The following is a 20,681-nucleotide window of genomic DNA, read 5'->3' as shown; positions in this document are numbered from 1 at the left end:
AATGTTATCCGCTGATTTAATTGCATTATAATTTCCTAAATGCTAAAAAAACTTACTAAATAAATTTTTAGTAAGTTTTTTTGCATAGAATATTTAGTTAATGAAAATGAATTTATATTATTCTATAAAATTGCAAAGGTATGTATATTGCTTATTTAATTCTTTTTGATACCATTCTGTTTTTATTAAACTTATATATGCATCAACTATCTTTTTCACTTGGCTTTCTTTTGTAATCTGCATGAATAATGCAAGAATAAAAAAAACTATAATTCCTATTGTAATGGCATTTTTTACATTATTAGTAAAATTGAATATAATTAATAATACTGCACCAATAGCTCCTGTAGCTATTGAATAATATGTTACGTAATCTATTCTATCTTTAGTTCTTACTATTTTCGCCTTTAATGTATCAACGATATGTACATCCTTAAATAACAAATCTAACTTATCTCTATATAAATCCATGAATTTAGACAACATATAGTTATATCTTTCAACATTACTACTTTCTAAGATTCTCATGCACATAATTAATGGATAAGGGTACTCAGCCACACTTTTATATACATATTCATTTCTTCTTTCAAGACTAGGAATCTTTACACTTAATTCTCTATTTTCATCAAGAGTCAATTCATAATTGTCATTTACTAAACTTGTATAATTGTCTTTAATAATTTCTAATGACTTAGCCATTAATTTATTATTCTCATTCATTTTATTTAGCATGTCCAAAATCGTCATATTCTCTTCTCCCCTACTTTTTAAAATAAATGCTTCATCAGCTATATTATAGCATACTTTACCAATGCATGAACATAAAGGATTGATTTTAGAACTTATTCCAATATGTTTTTAAGCACCCCTATAGCTAATGTCATACCTTCATGCTTTATTTTGCTTATAATAACCTCTGCACCCGCAAGATCAACAGAAGGCTCACAGACCCCAGTTATTCCAAGTGTTTTAAATACAAATTGACTTTTATCATATTTATCTTGAACTGTTTTTATTTCATCTTTGCTAAAAGTTTTGAATGGACAATTAATCTTTTCCGCTAATTTTATAATACCTTCTTCATTAGCTTTAATATCTACAGAAACAATTCCTGATACTGCTCTTATATCCAAATTATATTTTATTAAATTTGCATTTACAAAGTCATATAATTTTTCATAAGTTGTGCCTTTCCTACAACCGATACCCAAAACTATATCTTTCTTTATAAGTCTAAGTATCTTAGAATAATCAGTTCTTTCAATATCTTCATTGTTACTACTTTTTAAACAATGAGTTATCCAAATACAATCCTTTCTTAAGTACTGTATCTTTTCGTATCCATTACTGATTTTTATTATATTATAATCATCTTTAATTCCAATTATTTTTTTATCAATTAAAAGCGCCGCCATATATTTAGCCTTTTTTAAATCTTCAATAATCAAATTATTTTCTTTAGCTAAAATATCTGGGGCAATCAGCCCTAAATTATCACTTGCAGTGGTTATAATAGGCATAGAATTTAATATTTCTGATACCTTATAAGTAAGCTCATTGCCTCCCCCTAAATGTCCACTTAATATATTTATTGCATATTTACCTGATAGATCAACTACTACAATTCCCGGATCCTTATCCTTGCCTTCAAGAAATGGAGCTATTGCTCTTACTGCAATTCCTGTTGAAGATATAAATATAATACCTTCTGAATTATTCATAGCTTCTTTTGTAATAGTCTTTAAACTGAAATCTTCACCATATGCAAAAGTGTTTATTTCTGACTTCCAATTATTAATCTGATCTTGTGATGGATTATTTTCTTTTATATATAATCTTCCATTAAAGCTTTCTTTAAGCTTCAATGCTATATCTTTTCCCTTAGGCGATGGACAAATTATACTTATATTTTTACTAAGTGAATTTATTGCCTCACTTTGGGACTTTTTAGATAGTTCTTCATTATTTAGATTCATTACTTGTATCCTCAGCGTCTCTGAACATATGAGAAAAGCTCTTATCATATAACAAGCTTTTTTCAAAATCGCTATCAATAAAATCTCCAACTAATATTTGTGCACATTTAGTAATATTATTTTCCTTAACTTTTTCTGCTATATCATCAAGAGTTCCCATAATTACTCTTTGATCAGGCCATGTAGCTCTTTCAACTACAGCTATTGAAACATTCTTTTTATACCCTTTTCTAAGTTTCTCAACAACTTTGTCTATCATTGAAATAGATAAAAATATAGCCATTGATGCTCCAATAGATGCCAATGTTTCAAGATCCTCATTTGCTGGAACAGGAGTTCTTCCCTCAATCCTAGTTAAAATTACAGTTTGTGATACTCCTGGTAAAGTAAATTCTCTATTTATAGCAGCTGCTGCACCTGTAAATGAACTTACACCTGGAACAACTTCATAAGGTATACTAACCCTGTCAAGCTCAACCATTTGCTCTCTTATAGCTCCGTAAATTGATGGATCACCTGTATGTAGCCTTACAACTAACTTTCCCATTTGTTCTTCCATGGTCATTATTTCCATTACATCTTCTAAAGTCATATTAGCAGAATTATAGATTTGAACGTCTGGTCTACAATATTCTAAATGTTCTTTTGAAACTAAAGAACCAGCATATATTACTACATCTGCTCTTTCTAATAAATCACGACCTTTAACTGTTATTAAATCAGCTGCTCCAGGACCTGCCCCTATAAAATAAATCATGCTTAAAACACTCCTTTTTAATATTAATTTAACTAATATTTTATTATATTTATTCCCTGTTTGCTATTATTAAAGACATATAATCTCTAAGTTTTAGTATTTCTTCTCTTTCAGTTAAAACAGTCTCGCCCTCTCTACCAACTCGACTTGCATAAACATAATCAAAGCCTTTTTCTTCTAATGTATTTATAACTTCTTCTTCATGCTTGTATACTTTCATTATTACAACAAACTTTTCATCTGTTATTTCCTTCACTTTAGTAGCTGGCATAACCACTAGCTTCTCGTCACCTACAACTAAAGTCCTATTAACTAGGCTCGCAGCCGCACAAAAAGATGTTATTCCAGGAATTGTTTGAACATCAAATCCACAATCTCTAACATGCTTTAACATATGACTATATGTACTGTAAATATACGGATCTCCAATAGTTAAAAATGCAACATCCTTTCCTTCTTTAAGCCTCGCTTCTATAAATTCATAAGCCTCCAATGCTTTTATTACTCTATCTTTCTTCCCCATTGGAAAATGCTTTACAATAACTTCAGTACCTGGTTTTATATATTCCCTAGCTGTTTCAAGCGCAATGCTTTCCCCACCTTCAGTAGCCGATGGTGCAACTACAACTTGACACCTTTCTATTGTTCTTACTGCCTTTACAGTTAAAAGTTCAGTATCTCCAGGTCCTACACCTATTCCGTATAATGTTGCCATTTTATAATTCCTCTCTTCCTAAGTAACTACATATGTATATATTATTATTTTAATTCTAGTTACCGATATCATATTATCTTTATTTATACACTTTTATTTATAACAACTATGTATTATTTTATCTTAAAAATCTTTATTAAATTATACTTAATTCCTTATACATTGAATTATATATATTGGATTATTAGCTATCATCATTAAAGTATCTTCACGGTTTTTACTTATATTAACTAACGAAATTTCAATTTTATAATCTAGTTTCTTCATGACCTCAATTGCTCTGTATGCATTGTCTAAGGTAATAAAATTCATAACTATCGTGCCTTTTTTTACTACGATTGCATTTACCTTAAGTAATATCTCCTCTAAATGCCCGCTGCTTCCTCCAATGAATATAGAATCGAATTTTAAACCTTGAAAAATCAAAGTATCCAAAACTCTACTTGCTTCTTTATTTAAAATCTTTACATTATCACATTCAAACTTTTCCACATTAGTTTCTGTAATTTCATATGCTTCATAATTTTTTTCTATTGCAAGCACCTTACCGTTTTTTGCAATTTTAGCAGCCTGAACTGTAATACTCCCTGTACCACTTCCAACATCTAGTACTAAAGAATTATCTGTTAAGTTCATTTTCGCAATTGAAAGTATTCTTATGTCTTCCTTTGTCATTGGGCAGTTTCCTCTAATAAACTCTTCATCTTTTATAAAAACCATGAAAATTTCCTCCTCTATTTCAGGTATTAATCAAACGTCAACGTCACACAAAAATCATTATAAGTTCTATCGACTTGTTCTATCTACTATAAACACACTCAGCGAATCATATTTTTTATTCATAAATTCTTCTGGCGTCCCATTAGTTATAATCTCATCTTCATAGGATAAATTTTCTCCTATTGCAACTTTACATCTAACTTTTTCTTTATGCAAAATTTCACATAACATAGCAGGATTATTCTCTTTATCTGTAAGCCAAATGCTTAAGTCGTGATTATTAACCACAGTCAAAAAGTCTTCTTTCCTTCCATGTAAACTTCCTAGGTACGCATTATTCCATGACATATTTAATTTACATGTCAGATATTGAAACGAACTTATTCCTGGTATTACTTGAAATTCTAAAGTTGCTTTACTTTTTATATAATTTGTTATCCCATAAAAAGTTGGATCACCAGATGCAACAATTGAAATAATCATACTTCTATTTTTCTCATCACATATATATTCGTTAATATCACTTAGCTTATTTATATATAATTTTTCATTATCTACAAACTCTAAGGAATCCAATGCTCTTTTAAAGCCTATTATTATATTAGATTTTTTTAATATTTCCAAGGCCTTAGGCATAATGTAATCCTTGTGTCCAGGACCAAGCCCTACAATATAAATCATTTTTGTGTCCCCCTATGAAAGCTTAATTAACTTTTTTATATTAATCCCTAAAATATTTTACACAATCCATAATCTAATGAACTATCCTAAAATTTATATTGAACCTTATTATTAATTATCCTTAATGGACTTCCATAATAAAATCTGATTTGATGCGCCATAATACATTACAGCGTCAACTTCTAACTCTCCATAAACATGCTCTTTGATTTTTTGAACTATTTTATTTCCAATATTCTCATAGAGTTTGTCATATCCATCTCCAAGCATTTTAACTGCACCTTCACATGTCTTTTCCTCAAGCACTCTTTTTACAAGTGACATATCATATCCAAGAAGTGCAAGTTCTAATGCAATAACTTCAAGCCTCACTCCATTGACCTTACTATGGGTATTAAAGCATCCATAAGCTATTTTACTCATCTTTCCTATATGTCCAACTATTATAATAGACTTAACTTTACATGAAACACAAGTCTCTAATGCAAATCCTATAAAGTTTGAACATGTTACCACTTCTTCCTCTTTAAACCCAAGTTCCTTACAATAATTATCGCCTAAATTTCCGAAAGTTAAAACTAATCTTTCATTATTTATTGCTTTTTGGGTAATTTCTATCTTTATGGAAGCTTTAAGTGCATCTTCTGACATAGGATATACAATTCCTGTTGTCCCAAGAATAGAAATCCCGCCTACAATCCCAAGTCTAGGATTAAAAGTCTTTTTTGCTACTTTTTCTCCTTGAGGCACTGAAATTATAACTTCAACTCTTTCTCCAGGCGGTAACACTTTTAATACTTCTTCTTTTATCATCTTTCTAGGAACAGGGTTAATAGCCGCTTGTCCTTTAGGAATAAAAAGCCCTTCCCTAGTGACAATTCCAACTCCTGTTCCGCCTTTAAGCACTACTCTTTCTAACTCATCTTCTTTTTCTGCTCTGCTATCTTCAACTAAAACACTATCAAACTTTTGCAAGTCTTCATCTTGAAATATTTTATTATCTATTGGTTTGATCTTTTTAACCATGGCCTTTATTTCTATTCCATGAGTGTTATCAGGATCATCTCCACCATCTTTTAAAATAGTACACTCAACATAATCATCAAATTTTTCTATTAATTCTATAGGCATTGTTACATCAATTCCTTTAGGAGTTGCAATCTCTATTTCATTAAGATTTTTCTCTTTATTAAATAAGATAATTGTTGCTGCTTTTGCTGCTCCAGCACTACAAGAACCTGTCGTATATCCACATCTTAACCTTTTTCCATCTACATCAACGTACATTTCAAACATAAAAATCACCTCCTGACATCATTAACTTTTTAACTATCTTTAATCTAATAAATTTAATTATCTTGAAACCACCATGTACATAAGGGCATTAACTATTGCTGCTGCAACAGTGCTTCCACCTTTTCTTCCTTTAATTCTTATGTAAGGTATATTAAGCTCATCCATATTTTCCTTACTTTCTGCAGCTCCAACAAAACCTACTGGCGCAGCTATTATAAGCTTTGGTTTTGCCTTTCCTTCTTTTATTAACTCTTTAAGCCTAAAAAGAGCTGTTGGTGCATTACCAAAAACGAATATATCTACATTATCCATACAAGCTTTTTCAACCGCTGCCATGCTTCTAGTAATATTTTTTTCCTTTGCTTCTTTATGAACTATTTCTTCATTCACATAACAGATGACTTCACTATTAGTTTTAGCTAACGCCATTTTATTAATTCCGTTTAAAGCCATATTAGTATCCGTATAGATTTTTGCACCTTGTTTAAAAATACCTTTTGCAGTTTCAATTGCTGTTTCACTTATTTCTACCAAATCTTTATATTCAAAGTCTGCAGTAGTGTGAATAGTTCTTTTAACTATAAGCAGTTCTTCTTCACTAAATGAGTGCGCGCCCATTTCGTTACCAATAATCTCAAAACTTTTTTCTTCAATTCCCATAGGATTTTTTAAATATTCCATATATTTTTAGCGAGGGATTTAACAAACACCTCACCAAGCTCACCTCTTTCCAAGTTTAATAAATTGATTAATAGTTAACCAACGCTTTTAATAATTCTTCATTTCCAAGAAAGTTTATATGGGCATATCCTCCTAATGTATTATTTTTAAAGTATCCGCATTTCCACTTTAATACTTCCCCATTATATAAAGTTTTTTCTACATCATATACATTGTCCTCATCTAAATCTACCTTTGACTTATGAAACTCATGGGCATTAACTTCAAATTCATTATCTTCTAATCCCTTATTATCAAAGCATTTGTTATCTATCTTAACATTACAGTAACCAAAATTCTGAAGCTTATTAGTCATTGTGCTATCTCCATTAAAAAAACCAACCATTTCTGATCCATCTATTGATTCTGTAAGATACATAAGTCCACCGCATTCTGCATAACACCTCAAGCCGCCATCTAAGGCTTCTTTAATGCTTTTTCGCATAGAATAATTGTTTTCCAATTCCTTTTTAAATACTTCTGGATATCCTCCACCTATATATAAAAAATCTAAGTTTTGTGGCAATTCTTTATCATTGATTGGACTAAAATAAACTACCTCACCCAAGTTTTCTAAAGCTTCCAAATTATCTTTATAATAGAAACTGAACGCCTTATCTAAAGCCACTCCTATTTTAAAATTTCTATTTTTAGATTCTCCTTTTGAACTTTCAAAACTTTTTTGTTTATTATCTTCTTTAAAGGAATTACTAAGATCACCATCTGTACTTATTTTATACTCCTGAGTCGCATTTATAATTCCATCTATATCTACATACTTTTCCATTAAATTTGCACATATATCTAATTTTTCTTCAAGATTAAGAATTTCCATACTCTGAACAAGCCCTAAATGCCTGCTGCTTAATGATATTTCTGGTGTTTTAGGCATATATCCAAAAACTTTTATATTACAATTCTTTTCTATTGCATACTTTAATAAATTATAATATTTTTCACTTACAGAATTTAATACGACACCAACAATATTAGCATCCTTATAATTTTTAAAGCCGCTAATTTCAGCGCATATGCTTGCACTTTGCCCCTTAGGAGACAACACTAGAACTATCGGCATATTTCCTAAAAGTTTTGAGACATGATAAGTAGAACCTTTTTCACTTGCTCCAATTCCGTCATATAATCCCATAACACCTTCTATTATACCAATATTTCCAGAACCTTTTTGAAAACTTTTTTTCACACCTTCTTCACCCAGTAAGAAAGTATCAAGATTTCTTGAAGCTATCCCTGTCACTGTTTTATGAAATGCTGTATCTATATAATCCGGTCCTACCTTATAACCTTGTACATGAAAATTTCTACTTTTAAGTACTTTCATAAGCCCAAGAGTAAAAGTAGTTTTTCCTCCTCCGCTGCAATTGGAAGATATAATTATAGACCTCATATTATTTTCCTTTCTGTACTAACAAGACTTTTAAACTCTACCTAACTACCTGCAAAGAATTTTGCAACTATAAAAATTGAACTATCTAAGTTTTTTAGTCCTTCCAGCGTTTATATATTTATTCTCAATTGAGTCATAAATTCTATTTATATAGAGTCCATCAAATTTATCAAGCTCTCCAAGTCCGTGCATATGTAACTTCACTTCAATTCCTTCTTTTTGAAGCCTAGTCTTTAAAGAATGATCTTCATCTGATGCCATATCATTCTTTACGTGATCACCTGCCACAAGTAATAGAGGAACAAGTTTTGTCTTATTTATTCCTTTTTTCTTTAACTTCTTTACTACATTTTCAACTGTTGGGTACCCTTCTACAGTTGCCACAAAAACATTCTCATAATCTTCATCTACCAAAACAGTTTGCAGCATTCCATAGACTGCATTAGATGGATGTTCTGTACCGTGGCCAAATAATATTACACTTTCTTCACCTTCGAAAACATCTTTAATACTTTCAATAAATAAAGAATAATCTTCTGGTAATCCATTCATTCCTTGATAAAAAAATATCGGTCTTCCAAGCTTAAGATCTTTAAAATCATTTTTCCTTCGCTCCACAACGCCTTTTATGTAATCAAATTCTTCTCCTGGAATTATATGAAGCGGCTGCACTATAACTTCTTCAAATCCTCTAGATTTCAAATCTTCTAGTGCTTCTTCTGGTGTTAATATATCCAAATTATCCTTTGCCTTTAATTTCTTTATTATAAAATGAGCTGTAAAAGCTCTAAAAACTTCATAATCTTTGAATTCCTCTTTGATTTTATTTTCAATCTTTTCAATTGAATTCTTAAGCGCCTCTAAATGGCTTGTTCCGAAACTAACTACTAAAATAGCTTTTCTCATGTATTTTCCTCCTAAAATTGTCTTAAAAAAGACCTTAATTTAATAAATTTATAAATATTTCATAAGATTTATAATTTGGAATATATAAAAATCCCCTTTATCGTTAGATAAGGAGGAAATACATAACAAATTAAGAATGTAGAATATACTCTACTACATCCCGCTATTTGCAAGTTTTCTTCCCTCCGAAGAATAGCATTTTTATAAACTCCTAGGCAGGTCTCCTGACTTTGGCCTCATCCTAATTCTCTTCCTTCCCAAGAAAATTTCTCAGTGGATTTTTTAGTATACTATTTAAAAGCAGCTAATTCTTAATTAATGATGAGCACTTTTATTATATACTTTAGAGATTAGTCTTCCATCACAGTAGCGGGGGCTGTAGTGGATTTTAACCACTTTCCCTTTTAATCATATACACTTAACCTTATATGAACCTAAAAATCATTTCTTATTGTATTTTAAATTATATAGGACTATTGTATTTTATTCAACTAAAAATGAGGTTTATTGTTGACAGTATCTGCTTGTCAGCAATAAACCTCAAAATAATTTTAATATAATAAGGTAACCATAAAATTGTACTCATTAAATCTTTACTGGTAAATTAAAATCCTCATTCTTTCTTACAGCTTTGTTTTATTAGTTGATTAGTATAGACTGTAGCTCCCGTTACCAGTATGCCTTGAATTACTGATTCTACGCTAGGGCCCATGATTCCAACAGCCCCTAATATTCCTAGGAATAATAATATCATCGGAATATATTTATCGTTAATTTTTTCTGTATTTTTTATTACCATACCAACAATATATAGAGCAGGAATCAAAATCAGAGCATTTTGTGTTATATACTGTGCAAAATCCATATACTTGTCCCTCCTTTAACTAAAAAATTTCTCTAACTTAAAATAATTTTAAATATGATATAATATTCTGCTTTATTATGTTATATGCGTTATGTCAAGTTTTGTTTCTATATTAATAAAATTCATATCAAATTTTCACTTCACTAATTGCTATAAAAATAGAATTAATATCTATTTTTTGCAAGTACCCCACTAATAATTATATTTAAATAAAAGTCAACTATTCCACTTACTGAAATACTCACCACATTTAACATTTTCAAAGAAATAATTTACAACCATCAATATTACTGTATAATTTAAATATAACTTGTTAACCTAATATAAATAAAAAAAGCTAGAAGGGATTGATATAATAATGTCAGCATATATGATTACATATTTTTTAAGCGATACTCATGGCCATCATCACGAACATGGTGATGATTGTGGATGTGGAGAAGATCATTCTCATGAACATGGTGATAGCTGTGGATGCGGAGAAGATCATTCTCATGAACATGTACACAGTGGCACTAATATACCAGGAAAAATTAAATCTTTAGGTTCATGGGCTCAATTTATGCCTGAAGGATTCTTTGTAAAAACAGATACATTATCTGCAAAAGAAATATTTGATGAAGTAAGCTCTGTTGCTAATGGAGGAGATATTATTTTTGTAACAAAGATTGATGCTGAAACTTCAGCATGCGCAAATCCTGCTGTATTAGAGTGGATTTCAAAATAATAGTTTCAAGTAATATAACTTAAAATTGTAGTATAAATTAAAAAAGAGGATTATCAAATTTTATTTTGACAATCCTCTTTTTGCTTTTAAACTTATTAGTTAACATAAATTTCAATTGCTCTTCTACATTCTAGTATTATTTGAACATTTGGTTTACTTAAGCTTTAAATGTAAATTTATTATAAAATATAGTAATTTATCATAAAAAATAATACCCATCAAAATTAAACTGTTCATAAACAATAAAATCTCAATGGATATCCCACAAAATATTAAAAAGGAGTCGTAATTCCGTATGATCAAAAAATCATACAAGAGGAGCGATGAGTATATTTTACAATATACACCTCTATTTAAATTACTAACTATATAATAGTTTAACAGATTTTCAGCGAAAAACAAGTATGTTTTTTAAATATTTAGAAAATTATGATTTGTATAAAATGTAACAAATCATTTTTACATTTTAAGCACTCTTCTCTAACTCTTTCCTTTTTTACGGATATATTCAAAAAAGTTGTTGACATAATAGATAAATGAGTGTAAAATAATATTTGTTGTGAGGCCCATTGGTCAAGCGGTTAAGACGCCACCCTCTCACGGTGAAATCAGGAGTTCGATTCTCCTATGGGTCACCAAGTTAGAAAACATCAAGGTTTTAAGTATTTAAAATCTTGATGTTTTTATTATTTTACACCATAGTTTTTTATTGATAAATTCATATTTTAAATTTGTGTTTTTAGGTCCTGTTTCGCAATTTTATTCTAACTAAAATTAAAAAACACCTATATTTCTATAGATGTTTTAATTCTAATTATATAAATAATGGGACGTTGAATTTATTCTGAGTACCTGCAAATTTCGGACTTTTGAGATAGTTGTCAGGAGCTTACGAGTTACTTGATAATTATACATTATATCTTAATATAAAAAATTTGTGATATGAATACAATAACTATAGTAAGTAATGCTATCAATCATTTTTATCAACCTTTAATGCACGATTGCAGTAAATCAATTTCTATTTTTATCATAACTTGTACTCTTATTCAATTTACTTTAAATAGACTATTAACCAATCAATACAGATGACTTATTTTCATAAAAATTTTTAATTTTTTTCATTTGCTCAGGATGAGTAATTAAATATAGTTTATCTAATTTATATTTATCCATAGTATTATTTTTTTCCCAATCAAATAATGTCTGCATATTGATATCTTTTAAATGATCTATTGATACTTTATAAACTGCAGAATATTCACTTTCATTATAACTTTTATGTATATCATCTTGTTGGTGTGCAAATTCATATAAAAATTGTTTTCTATATTCTGATAATGGCTTTTTTCTTATTAATTCCGTACAAACAATTTCTGTATATATCCAAGGAGAATATGTTCCAGTTTTATAAACTTCACCATATTTTTGTATAAAGTTATCAGTATTAAGAACAAAAATTGCTTCTGTTTTATCTATCATTTTTTGTAATGCAATTGACAACATCACATTAACATGTTTTGATGCAGTATTACATTTTGTATGGTTATATAAATAACCATCATTTCCATCTTCACGTTTATCACTATACTTTGAATTAATCATTTCCAAAAGTTCATCTGCATATCCCCAGATATTTGCATCAATAAAACATTTCAACCCAAATTTTTGATTTAACCACCCAGCTAGTCCTTGTGCTAATTTTATATCCTTATGTGAGTGTGAAATAAAAATATCTGAATCTACTTGTGGAAACCAATCCTCTTGTAGTTTAGTTCCATCTGTTGTACCGTTCATTATATAATCTTGTAATGCATTTTTACAATTCGCTTTTTGCTGATCTAGATGATTTTCTCCTAATTTTTGATACTTATCAAAATCTATAATTTTATTTCCATAATTATCTTTTTTGTGATAGGTCTAAATTAAAGCCTACAAACATATACTTTCCTTCTTTCATTATCTAATATTTATTTCTTAATATCTATTAAGAATACATAAATTACAATTTTATTCCTATATATATATCATTATACAAAACAATGTAATAAACTCAAGTAAAAACAAAAATATTAAATCTGAAATTGTTTTTCAAAGTATACTGGTAGTTGTGATGATATTATACGTACTTCATAATATTGGTTTTAAAAATAGATCTTACTTTTCTTAACCCTATTTGTTAAAACAAAAAATACCATAAGAACTTGCCCTATATATTTAGTACTCGCTCTATGGTCTTTTTTATTAATTAAACACATATATTTAATTTTATTATTCTATCTTATGTTATCAGTTAAAATTTTAATATTAACTTTATAACTATTATTTATTTCAAGCCCACCTAAAATTTATCTGCATAAATTATCTCTCCTTACTCTCTATATATTTAAATAATTTTTTCGATAAACTTCTATAATCCATATTATATAAAAATTCTTCATTAAGAGCTGCTGATGCATAATTAATTTCAGTCCATTTATCTGTCTTTTTTAGTTCATGTGATTTTTCAGAAGAACGCCCTCCTACTGAACCAACTAAAAATGTATCAATGTTTGACTTTCTAGCTAATTTAATTTCTTCATCAACACCTTGTTCATCAGGGCTATCTTTTTTTATCTTTCCACCAATACATATTAAAGCACATATATTATTTTCAGAAAGCATTTCTTCTCTCATTTTGGTTAAACTTTCATTTTGTTCTGTTTCAGCATCTATCTCATTTACAGTGGCATATTTATTTATTTCACTTATATTATAACTATCTTTAAACCATTTAGAAATATACATTGATACTGATTGCTGTGGATCATCACAAAACTCTTCAGCAACAGTAAAAATTATTTTTTGAAATGTAGGGTGTGCACCAAAAATTAGTGTATATCCATTTTTTATTATTTCTTGTGAAAAAATTTTAACAGCTTCCATAAGAGGTTGCTTGAATAATTCTTCATCACTTTCAGGGAATGCACCAGAAATCACAATTTTTTTGGATTTTTTTACCACTTTATTATTCACCTCTCTTTTCCACATAAAACTATGATTTTCAAAACCATTTTCAAATATAGTATTCCCAATTTCATTCAAATTTAATCTACTTGAAAGTAAGACTGCCGAGTCATATTTCTCATCTCCACACTTCTGATATTCTTTAGATAAAAAATTATTAAAATATTCTTTATCACTCTCCTTTACTGTTCTACCATAATATTGTATATATTGAATATAATCACGTCTTGGATACAAACCATTCTTATTACTATTATATGTAATTTTATATATTTGATATTCTTTATCAACATTTACAAATGATACATTATTTTCTTGAGCCCAATATTCAAAATCATTAACATAATCATAAATTAATCGGGAACGATTCATTATAATCTCAAAACACAAGTTTTCAACTTCATCAACAATCTTTTCTAATTTAATTCCATCATCAAAATCTTTACTATCATATTCCAAATGAGCTTTATCCCCTGGTATTACTTCTAGTCCTTTTGTATCAGCATTATCTATCCTTATCCAAAGAATTGGAATATCATAAATTAATGCACTCTTAATTTCTTTTTCAATCCATTTTGCTCTTACTGACTTTGGCGTATGCAAAAAAATTAAAACATCGCTTTGTAACAAAGCTGAGTCAATTGTATCTTGGGCTGGTTCTCCTACTCTTACTTCTACAACATCACGAAATGTTTTTTTGCTCTTTCCTAATAAATTTATTTTATCACATAATTTCGCCGCTATATCTTCTCCGTCTAATCTTTTATGACTTACAAATAATAATTTATTTTCAGTATAAAATGTTGGTTTACATTCCGAAATAACTTGTCTTACAAAAATCTGAGCAACAGTTTTAATATTATCTTTTGACAATAATCTATTTTCTAATCTTGAAACAACATCAAAACTTTGATAACTTTCTATAATCTTTGGTGGTATCCTTGAATCCTTTGTTAATGCTATAGGCCAAATTTTAGATTGATTTTCTTTGGCTAACCGAAATAATTTTTCCATTTTAGGCATATATATTTGAGTTGAATTATTAAAATATATCAATAAAATTGCCTCTTTCACATTACAAATTACTTCGGATAATCTGCCTTCATTTGATATTTCTGAAATATCTGAATACTCTTTTGCTATTTTTACAACATAGTCATAGAATTCAGTCGCTTCTCTTGTATCATCTAATGTTAACCTTGACTGCATATATATATCTTCATCGTCTATAATACTCCTAATTACTTTATTTAGTTCGTGTAATATCATAATTACTTTCTTTTTCACTTTTATCAAAAGCATTATTAATATATTCATCAATATTTTTTAAGAATGTTTCTTCCTCTACATATGTAATATATGAGCCATTCATATAATCATATGTTTTACACTCATCACAATGCCATATTGATGGTTTTGAATTAAAATGATTTTTGAAAATTATAGAAAATACCTTATTACTATTATAAGAAATAGTTGACGTTCCATGACAGTTTTCACTTTCGGTTTTAAACCAACTATATCCCCCATTATCTTTTTTAATAACACCTACAATTCCATTTGTTTGAGATCTCTTTCCATTTCTTGTAATACGTTTTAATGTATATTCTATTTCCCAATCTATCCATTTACTTTTTTTCATATTTGGAGTAAGAATTACGATTGTTACAGTTGTACCAAACATCATATCTTTTAAATTCTTCTTAATATTCTCTGTTGATGTATCAGTTAAATCAGGAGAATCACTTGTTTCTCCTTTATAATAAACAGCATCATCTCCCATTGCTTCAATAATATCATCTCTTAAGTTTTTCGCTTCACTATATTTATATGAAATAAATGTTTTATGCGCCACAATACTATCACCTTTCAACAATTTTAATAAATTTATGTACTATTTCTTAATAAAGCAAATTAATATTCAAAAGCATTTTTTTCAATGTATTTTAAAATAACTCTATAATTTAACTCGTAACCTTTAAGAATTATTTCATTATCTCTAATCTTCTCTGGTAACATCATCTGTTCTTCATAGACTTTACGTTTTTCTCTATCTACTATTGTTATATAATATTTAAAATGCCCATCACTAAAAAATGAATTATTTACTTCAACAGATTGTATATCATTTATTCCTAGAACAATTTCTCTATTATTAATATCATATATAGTCAAATATAATGAAGGACCAAAATAACCCTCTGTTATTTTATGCCTTATATATGAATATTCCTTTTCTCCATAAGGATATTCTGGATATAAGCTAATTTCAAGTGAACTACTTTTTTTTAAGTCTTCAATAAATAATGTCATCTGCATTCTAAGAACATCATTACTTATATTGAAGACTTCATATTCATTATTCCTTATAAATTGTTCCACTTTTCGTAATTCTTTTACCCTTGGTTCTTTTTTGAATATTTGATAATAAATATTATTACAAACCTTATTTAATTCCATATTACTCTCATATAAATTATACCCCTTTATCATCCCTAATTTTTTTAATATATTATCTAAATTATTAATTATATTATTGTATAAATCAATCTCCTTGTAAATTTCACCCATCTGATGTTCTTCTTTATTTTTATTATAAAAACTTTGTAATTCACTAAGTTTATCCTTCCAATAAACAAGTAATCTTTGTCGCACTGCTGCAGATTCAATATCTTCTTTTATTGTAACTATAGGTATAATTCGTTTATCATAATCTTCTCTAGCTATTGACAAAATCGCTTCATACATACAATGACGAGAATGAAAAAATTCCTGACTAAGAATCATTATAATATGGTTACTATTTGAAACCTTTTCCATAAAGCCTTCATAACTTTCACTATATTTTACGCTAATATCATCTTTGATCAATTCAACATCATTATCTTTAAAAAAATGATAAATCTGATCTGCTTCAAATTTTTTAGCATCTCCATAAGAAATAGATATTGTATGCTTTCTATTTCTTAAAAAATTTAATATTTTAAACATAAATATTTAACTCCTACTATCTTAATAACTTCCACAACTTACTTATTAAGCAATTTTATAATCTGTATAATAAATCTAATCGGTGTGATTTTTTATTTTGTTCACATCTATATTTCCAATCAATTAAAACATTATTATCTGCATATTTTAACTTATGTATATCAGCCAGAAACTTACTTTTTACTGACTCATTTATAAAATGTTCTGTATTTTTTTCAATCTTCTTATATCTTTTAGGTAAAGTTCCCCCTATCAAATTGATAGTATTTATCTCTAAATAAATCCAAGGAGAATATGTTTTTTCATCATCTAATTTTGTCATTTCTTCCTTGGTGCTTATAATTAAATTATCTGTATTTAAAAATATAAAACATTCTGTTTTATTAATCATCTTCATTAAAGCATTTGCTAATACCATATGTGCATGACTTGACGAAATTAAAGTTTTTTCATAATTATAATAACCTGCAATATTTTTTGTCTCTTCTACTATATTTTTCATCTATTATATTTAATAATTTATTACTATCACCCCAAACACATGAATCTATAAAAGATTTAAGTTTAAACTTTTCTCCTAGCCAACCTGCAAGCTATTGCTAAATCTCTATCTTTATGTGAATGAGATAGAAAAATGTCTGCATTTAAATCATCATTATTAAACCAATCTTCTTATAGTTTAGAAATATCAATTATTCCTTCCGCATCTAAATATTTTTCTATGAAATCGCTAATTAAATTCCTATGGCAACTAATACAATTTTCACACTCTTCTAAATCAAAAAATATTGGTATTAATATTAAAATTAAATTTTGAAAATATTTATTACATCCTTACCTATAGATATTTTGAATAATATTATTTAAATATATATGGATAAAATAGAGGATAATTTAAAAAAATAAATATAACTGCCGCAATAATTGGCAGTAAATAAAATGGCCAAATAGTAGGTCTTAATAAATTATTATATATTTTTTCATATTCCAAATCTCCTTTATACAAATCCAAATTGAGTCTATACATATTACTATAGTCTCCCTTTTGCCTTAAGCTAATTATATAATCATACACTTTTCTATAGTTTCTTTCTGTACATAAAAAGAATGCGGTTAGTCCCCAGAATGGGATAGATATAATTGGAACACATCCTATTGCAAATGGTAGGTTGTCCTTAGTTAAGGAAACCAAAGCTACTAATAAAGTTACATACCAACCTCGTGCCTTAAATGCATTATCTGCCATTCGTTCTATAATATTTTCTATTAAATCAATTTCTTTATGCAAACTTGATTCTGTTATTTCTCCAAATGTATTATTCATATATTTCTATCTCCTATTTTTTTATAGACAGTATAAAATAGTTATTTTTATTTTCTATAATAATTAATAATTATCTTTATTATTAATCGCATCTTCTATTAATTGTTCTATATTTTCTTTTATATCATCATATACATATTTGCTTGTTTCATAAATTGAATCAAAGCAAGTAATAAATTTTGATAAACGTTCATTATTAGATCCAATATAAATATTATAAAATGGATTATTTCCCTTATTTGTTTGATTTCCGTTATTATCTTTCAATTTATGTATGTGTATACCTACAATTCCCTTGTTTAACTCATAAGCCTTGTTAATTTCATAATTAATCCACTTACGTCCAGAGGTAGTTTCTCCAATCAAAACAACTAAGCACGATCTTTTTGCCATTTGTGAATCTATCCACTCTTTAATTTTTTTATCTGTTTTTTCTTTTACTTCTTCCCAATCATTATCTGAAAAAGTAGAACTATTATCAACTTTTCCCATGTTTCTAACTTCACTTGCTCTCCAACAATCTTTATTGTACTCAAAACTGAAAAATACTTGTCGTTTAGCCATGTTCACACTTCCTTTTAATTATTATTTTATCCATATATTATATAACCTTTTTGAATACTTAAATTATATAAGTCCTAAGTTCTTGATTTGTTTATCCTATATGAAAACCTTCTGTTTTTACAAATAAATCAACTTGTCCTTTTATTTGAAATATTTATTTTTGAATAGCTTTTATTCCAGATCACAAGAAGAATCTGCTGAAATCTCTTGAAAACATTGACACTCATCATCATAATAGCAACAGCATTTTTCACAGTAATAATATTTACAGCTTTTGCATCTATTAGTTTCACTCATTATTCTAGTAAATCCATCATTCATAATTTCGTCAAAACTTATCTTTCCATTACTTTCACAATGTTCTTCTAGTTCTCTATCACAGCCATTTTTATCATACTTCTTTATTCTACTATTAGATTTATCTTTAAAATATTCTTTTATTATGCTAGCAGATCCATTTTCATGACTTGATATTGCAGCATCAAGTGCATTTTTATGGGTGTCCTCATATAATGCATCCAATGGATATTTATCATATGTATCATTTTTTTTATATCTTTCTTCCCATCTTTTAATTGATTTAATATCCATATCTACTAGATGATTTAAGGTAATATCATATGCAATTGTTATCAAACTAAAAAATTTAGATTCATTTAGACTAGCTTTTTTGTTTATATTCTTATAATCACGATAAGTTATTAACGGCTTTTTTCTAACAATATCAGTACAATTTATTTCGGTATATAACCATGGTGAATATGTTTTGATGTCATTTATATTTCCTGACTTACTAATTGAATTTTCAGTATTTAATAACATAACAGCCTCTGTCTTGTCAATCATATTATGTAATGCTATAGATAGCATTGTGTTTACATGTTGTGATACTATATTACATTTGTTATGATTATATACAGCTCCATCAAAATTTTCTTTTTTATCACTATATATACTATTTAATTTTTCTAACAGATTATCAGCATAACCCCAGACGCAAGAATCAATAAAACACATAAGACCATATGTTATATATATATATCCAGCAAAAGCAACGGCTAATTCCTTATCTGTATGTGAATGAGAAATAAAAATATCTACTTCTTCAATTAAAGGAAACCAATCTTTTTGTAGTTCCGTCCCTTTAATTATATCATCACTATTATTAATATATTTTTCTATTTCATTCTCAAGTGAAACTTTTTTCTCATTAAGATGTTTTTCACCAATATTTTTATAATAATCGAAACTTTTTGAAAAACATTCAAAATCTTTTTCATTAAGCATTAAATTAAATCCTGAAAACATAACTCTCTTCTCCTTATTTTTATCTAATTACAATTTAATTTCTAACAATTTCATGTCTATGATTTATTATAAATATCAAATATTCATAGAACTTCCTCTATTCACATTAATATATTATATAATGTTAGATTTCATCTATCTTAAATTAACAAAAAAGTAAAATCAACTTTCTGATGTAGTCTTTTTAATATAAATTTTTTCTTCCAAACTTCTCATTTAACCAACCTGTAATTCCATTTGCTAGATTTTCATCAATGTAATATAAAAATATCTGCTTCAATTAAATTTAAATGGTCTTCACCTTTTTTAGTATATTGTAAAAAATCAATATTTTTATCCTATTTATCTATTACCAAATTGTACCTTGTAAACATATCATCCCCTTTTGAATCTACTTTCCCTCTCTCTTTGCAGCACTTTCAACCCATTGTCATAAATTTTCATAGCCATTATCAATCTTATAGTCATAAACTCCATCATTGTGGTTATCAAAATATGTAGGCGAGTTGTCATTATATTGTCCAATTACAGTATGTATATTGTATTTTAGTGAAATTTGACCTGTTAGAATATCCTTAATATTATGCACATGAACACTGATCACAGCGTTTCCTCGTTTAATACTTTCACATATCTCATATTGAACAAATGGTCTTTTCAATGTATTCGTTCCTAAAAGTACAACCGTCACACTAGTACCTTCTAACTACTTAT

At 27.9% G+C, this 20,681-nt stretch carries 21 protein-coding genes, 1 tRNA gene and 1 riboswitch; of the genes, 2 read left to right on the top strand and 20 right to left on the bottom strand.

The annotated features are described in order from the left end of the window. Nucleotides 1-117: 117 nt before the first annotated feature. The 11 genes from KEC93_RS11890 to KEC93_RS11840 all read right to left on the bottom strand — a co-directional run bounded on the left by KEC93_RS11890 (nucleotide 118) and on the right by KEC93_RS11840 (nucleotide 10,047). Nucleotides 118-750 carry a hypothetical protein gene (locus KEC93_RS11890; protein ID WP_077868848.1) on the bottom strand — a complete coding sequence of 211 codons (633 nt, stop codon included), beginning with the start codon at nucleotides 748-750 and terminating at the stop codon, nucleotides 118-120. Nucleotides 751-845: 95 nt separating this feature from the next. Further along, a complete protein-coding gene (cbiG, locus tag KEC93_RS11885) occupies nucleotides 846-1,979 on the bottom strand; it encodes a cobalt-precorrin 5A hydrolase (protein ID WP_077868849.1) in 1,134 nt (377 codons plus the stop codon). Then, on the bottom strand, nucleotides 1,966-2,736 hold the full coding sequence (gene cobM / locus KEC93_RS11880) for a precorrin-4 C(11)-methyltransferase (protein ID WP_077868850.1): 771 nt from the start codon (nucleotides 2,734-2,736) through the stop codon (nucleotides 1,966-1,968). Before cobM ends, cbiG begins: the two co-directional genes overlap by 14 nt. A 49-nt stretch (nucleotides 2,737-2,785) precedes the next feature. Beyond that, the gene (locus KEC93_RS11875) at nucleotides 2,786-3,451 is read right to left on the bottom strand and encodes a cobalt-factor II C(20)-methyltransferase (RefSeq protein ID WP_077306626.1); all 666 of its coding nucleotides are present in this window, start codon (nucleotides 3,449-3,451) and stop codon (nucleotides 2,786-2,788) included. Between the two features lie 147 nt (nucleotides 3,452-3,598). Next, the gene (gene cbiT / locus KEC93_RS11870; protein ID WP_012058530.1) at nucleotides 3,599-4,171 is read right to left on the bottom strand and encodes a precorrin-6Y C5,15-methyltransferase (decarboxylating) subunit CbiT; all 573 of its coding nucleotides are present in this window, start codon (nucleotides 4,169-4,171) and stop codon (nucleotides 3,599-3,601) included. A 66-nt stretch (nucleotides 4,172-4,237) separates the two neighbouring features. Continuing rightward, the gene (gene cbiE, locus KEC93_RS11865) at nucleotides 4,238-4,852 is read right to left on the bottom strand and encodes a precorrin-6y C5,15-methyltransferase (decarboxylating) subunit CbiE (RefSeq protein ID WP_077868851.1); all 615 of its coding nucleotides are present in this window, start codon (nucleotides 4,850-4,852) and stop codon (nucleotides 4,238-4,240) included. 111 nt (nucleotides 4,853-4,963) lie between these two features. After that, nucleotides 4,964-6,148, bottom strand: a complete 1,185-nt coding sequence (cbiD, locus tag KEC93_RS11860) for a cobalt-precorrin-5B (C(1))-methyltransferase CbiD (RefSeq protein WP_077868852.1) — start codon at nucleotides 6,146-6,148, stop codon at nucleotides 4,964-4,966. A gap of 57 nt (nucleotides 6,149-6,205) precedes the next feature. Next, nucleotides 6,206-6,829 carry a precorrin-8X methylmutase gene (locus KEC93_RS11855; RefSeq protein ID WP_012058527.1) on the bottom strand — a complete coding sequence of 208 codons (624 nt, stop codon included), beginning with the start codon at nucleotides 6,827-6,829 and terminating at the stop codon, nucleotides 6,206-6,208. Nucleotides 6,830-6,896: 67 nt separating this feature from the next. Further along, nucleotides 6,897-8,276, bottom strand: a complete 1,380-nt coding sequence (locus KEC93_RS11850; RefSeq protein ID WP_077868853.1) for a cobyrinic acid a,c-diamide synthase CobB — start codon at nucleotides 8,274-8,276, stop codon at nucleotides 6,897-6,899. Between the two features lie 81 nt (nucleotides 8,277-8,357). After that, complete coding sequence (locus KEC93_RS11845) at nucleotides 8,358-9,182, bottom strand: sirohydrochlorin cobaltochelatase (RefSeq protein WP_077868854.1); 825 nt, start codon at nucleotides 9,180-9,182, stop codon at nucleotides 8,358-8,360. A gap of 197 nt (nucleotides 9,183-9,379) precedes the next feature. Further along, a riboswitch (cobalamin riboswitch) is annotated at nucleotides 9,380-9,635 on the bottom strand. A 160-nt stretch (nucleotides 9,636-9,795) separates the two neighbouring features. Then, the gene (locus KEC93_RS11840; RefSeq protein ID WP_012058524.1) at nucleotides 9,796-10,047 is read right to left on the bottom strand and encodes a phage holin family protein; all 252 of its coding nucleotides are present in this window, start codon (nucleotides 10,045-10,047) and stop codon (nucleotides 9,796-9,798) included. Between the two features lie 358 nt (nucleotides 10,048-10,405). Between KEC93_RS11840 and KEC93_RS11835 the strand changes: the two genes are divergently transcribed. Together KEC93_RS11835 and KEC93_RS11830 are read left to right on the top strand one after the other, a co-directional pair. Beyond that, nucleotides 10,406-10,774 carry a hypothetical protein gene (locus KEC93_RS11835; RefSeq protein WP_077868855.1) on the top strand — a complete coding sequence of 123 codons (369 nt, stop codon included), beginning with the start codon at nucleotides 10,406-10,408 and terminating at the stop codon, nucleotides 10,772-10,774. A gap of 563 nt (nucleotides 10,775-11,337) precedes the next feature. Beyond that, a tRNA-Glu gene (locus KEC93_RS11830) sits at nucleotides 11,338-11,412 on the top strand. A 433-nt stretch (nucleotides 11,413-11,845) separates the two neighbouring features. On the opposite strand, the gene KEC93_RS11825 is transcribed toward KEC93_RS11830, so the two are convergent. The 9 genes from KEC93_RS11825 to KEC93_RS26500 all read right to left on the bottom strand — a co-directional run bounded on the left by KEC93_RS11825 (nucleotide 11,846) and on the right by KEC93_RS26500 (nucleotide 20,658). Then, a complete protein-coding gene (locus tag KEC93_RS11825; protein WP_077868856.1) occupies nucleotides 11,846-12,571 on the bottom strand; it encodes a toll/interleukin-1 receptor domain-containing protein in 726 nt (241 codons plus the stop codon). 564 nt (nucleotides 12,572-13,135) lie between these two features. Beyond that, nucleotides 13,136-15,067, bottom strand: coding sequence for an SLOG domain-containing protein (locus KEC93_RS11820; RefSeq protein ID WP_176132357.1), 1,932 nt, complete (start codon nucleotides 15,065-15,067; stop codon nucleotides 13,136-13,138). After that, nucleotides 15,027-15,635 carry a TIR domain-containing protein gene (locus KEC93_RS11815; protein WP_077868858.1) on the bottom strand — a complete coding sequence of 203 codons (609 nt, stop codon included), beginning with the start codon at nucleotides 15,633-15,635 and terminating at the stop codon, nucleotides 15,027-15,029. The genes KEC93_RS11820 and KEC93_RS11815 overlap by 41 nt, the downstream gene beginning before the upstream one ends. Before the next feature lie 59 nt (nucleotides 15,636-15,694). Beyond that, the gene (locus tag KEC93_RS11810) at nucleotides 15,695-16,771 is read right to left on the bottom strand and encodes a toll/interleukin-1 receptor domain-containing protein (RefSeq protein WP_077868859.1); all 1,077 of its coding nucleotides are present in this window, start codon (nucleotides 16,769-16,771) and stop codon (nucleotides 15,695-15,697) included. A 55-nt stretch (nucleotides 16,772-16,826) separates the two neighbouring features. After that, nucleotides 16,827-17,273: a hypothetical protein gene (locus tag KEC93_RS11805; RefSeq protein ID WP_077868860.1), complete on the bottom strand. Its 447-nt coding sequence runs from the start codon at nucleotides 17,271-17,273 to the stop codon at nucleotides 16,827-16,829. Between the two features lie 357 nt (nucleotides 17,274-17,630). Next, a complete protein-coding gene (locus KEC93_RS11800; protein ID WP_077868861.1) occupies nucleotides 17,631-18,095 on the bottom strand; it encodes a hypothetical protein in 465 nt (154 codons plus the stop codon). Between the two features lie 63 nt (nucleotides 18,096-18,158). Then, nucleotides 18,159-18,659, bottom strand: coding sequence for a TIR domain-containing protein (locus tag KEC93_RS11795; protein WP_077868862.1), 501 nt, complete (start codon nucleotides 18,657-18,659; stop codon nucleotides 18,159-18,161). Between the two features lie 171 nt (nucleotides 18,660-18,830). Continuing rightward, nucleotides 18,831-19,967: a hypothetical protein gene (locus KEC93_RS11790; RefSeq protein ID WP_077868863.1), complete on the bottom strand. Its 1,137-nt coding sequence runs from the start codon at nucleotides 19,965-19,967 to the stop codon at nucleotides 18,831-18,833. A 430-nt stretch (nucleotides 19,968-20,397) separates the two neighbouring features. Beyond that, nucleotides 20,398-20,658 (bottom strand): TIR domain-containing protein, encoded by a 261-nt coding sequence (locus tag KEC93_RS26500; protein WP_238892970.1) that lies wholly within the window; start codon nucleotides 20,656-20,658, stop codon nucleotides 20,398-20,400. Nucleotides 20,659-20,681: the final 23 nt, after the last annotated feature.

Origin of the sequence: Clostridium beijerinckii, assembly GCF_018223745.1 — a bacterium.
GTDB lineage: Bacteria > Bacillota > Clostridia > Clostridiales > Clostridiaceae > Clostridium > Clostridium beijerinckii.
The sequence above is the reverse complement of the archived record's forward strand: the minus strand, read 5'-3'. Positions and strand labels throughout refer to the sequence as shown.

What these genes read in the sequence shown, in the direction of transcription:
- KEC93_RS11890 (WP_077868848.1), bottom strand. Translation starts at nt 750, where the DNA reads ATGACGATTTTGGACATGCTAAATAAAATGAATGAGAATAATAAATTA.
- cbiG (WP_077868849.1), bottom strand. Translation starts at nt 1,979, where the DNA reads ATGAATCTAAATAATGAAGAACTATCTAAAAAGTCCCAAAGTGAGGCA.
- cobM (WP_077868850.1), bottom strand. Translation starts at nt 2,736, where the DNA reads ATGATTTATTTTATAGGGGCAGGTCCTGGAGCAGCTGATTTAATAACA.
- KEC93_RS11875 (WP_077306626.1), bottom strand. Translation starts at nt 3,451, where the DNA reads ATGGCAACATTATACGGAATAGGTGTAGGACCTGGAGATACTGAACTT.
- cbiT (WP_012058530.1), bottom strand. Translation starts at nt 4,171, where the DNA reads ATGGTTTTTATAAAAGATGAAGAGTTTATTAGAGGAAACTGCCCAATG.
- cbiE (WP_077868851.1), bottom strand. Translation starts at nt 4,852, where the DNA reads ATGATTTATATTGTAGGGCTTGGTCCTGGACACAAGGATTACATTATG.
- cbiD (WP_077868852.1), bottom strand. Translation starts at nt 6,148, where the DNA reads ATGTTTGAAATGTACGTTGATGTAGATGGAAAAAGGTTAAGATGTGGA.
- KEC93_RS11855 (WP_012058527.1), bottom strand. Translation starts at nt 6,829, where the DNA reads ATGGAATATTTAAAAAATCCTATGGGAATTGAAGAAAAAAGTTTTGAG.
- KEC93_RS11850 (WP_077868853.1), bottom strand. Translation starts at nt 8,276, where the DNA reads ATGAGGTCTATAATTATATCTTCCAATTGCAGCGGAGGAGGAAAAACT.
- KEC93_RS11845 (WP_077868854.1), bottom strand. Translation starts at nt 9,182, where the DNA reads ATGAGAAAAGCTATTTTAGTAGTTAGTTTCGGAACAAGCCATTTAGAG.
- KEC93_RS11840 (WP_012058524.1), bottom strand. Translation starts at nt 10,047, where the DNA reads ATGGATTTTGCACAGTATATAACACAAAATGCTCTGATTTTGATTCCT.
- KEC93_RS11835 (WP_077868855.1), top strand. Translation starts at nt 10,406, where the DNA reads ATGTCAGCATATATGATTACATATTTTTTAAGCGATACTCATGGCCAT.
- KEC93_RS11825 (WP_077868856.1), bottom strand. Translation starts at nt 12,571, where the DNA reads ATGAACGGTACAACAGATGGAACTAAACTACAAGAGGATTGGTTTCCA.
- KEC93_RS11810 (WP_077868859.1), bottom strand. Translation starts at nt 16,771, where the DNA reads ATGTTTAAAATATTAAATTTTTTAAGAAATAGAAAGCATACAATATCT.
- KEC93_RS11805 (WP_077868860.1), bottom strand. Translation starts at nt 17,273, where the DNA reads ATGAAAAATATAGTAGAAGAGACAAAAAATATTGCAGGTTATTATAAT.
- KEC93_RS11800 (WP_077868861.1), bottom strand. Translation starts at nt 18,095, where the DNA reads ATGAATAATACATTTGGAGAAATAACAGAATCAAGTTTGCATAAAGAA.
- KEC93_RS11795 (WP_077868862.1), bottom strand. Translation starts at nt 18,659, where the DNA reads ATGGCTAAACGACAAGTATTTTTCAGTTTTGAGTACAATAAAGATTGT.
- KEC93_RS11790 (WP_077868863.1), bottom strand. Translation starts at nt 19,967, where the DNA reads ATGTTTTCAGGATTTAATTTAATGCTTAATGAAAAAGATTTTGAATGT.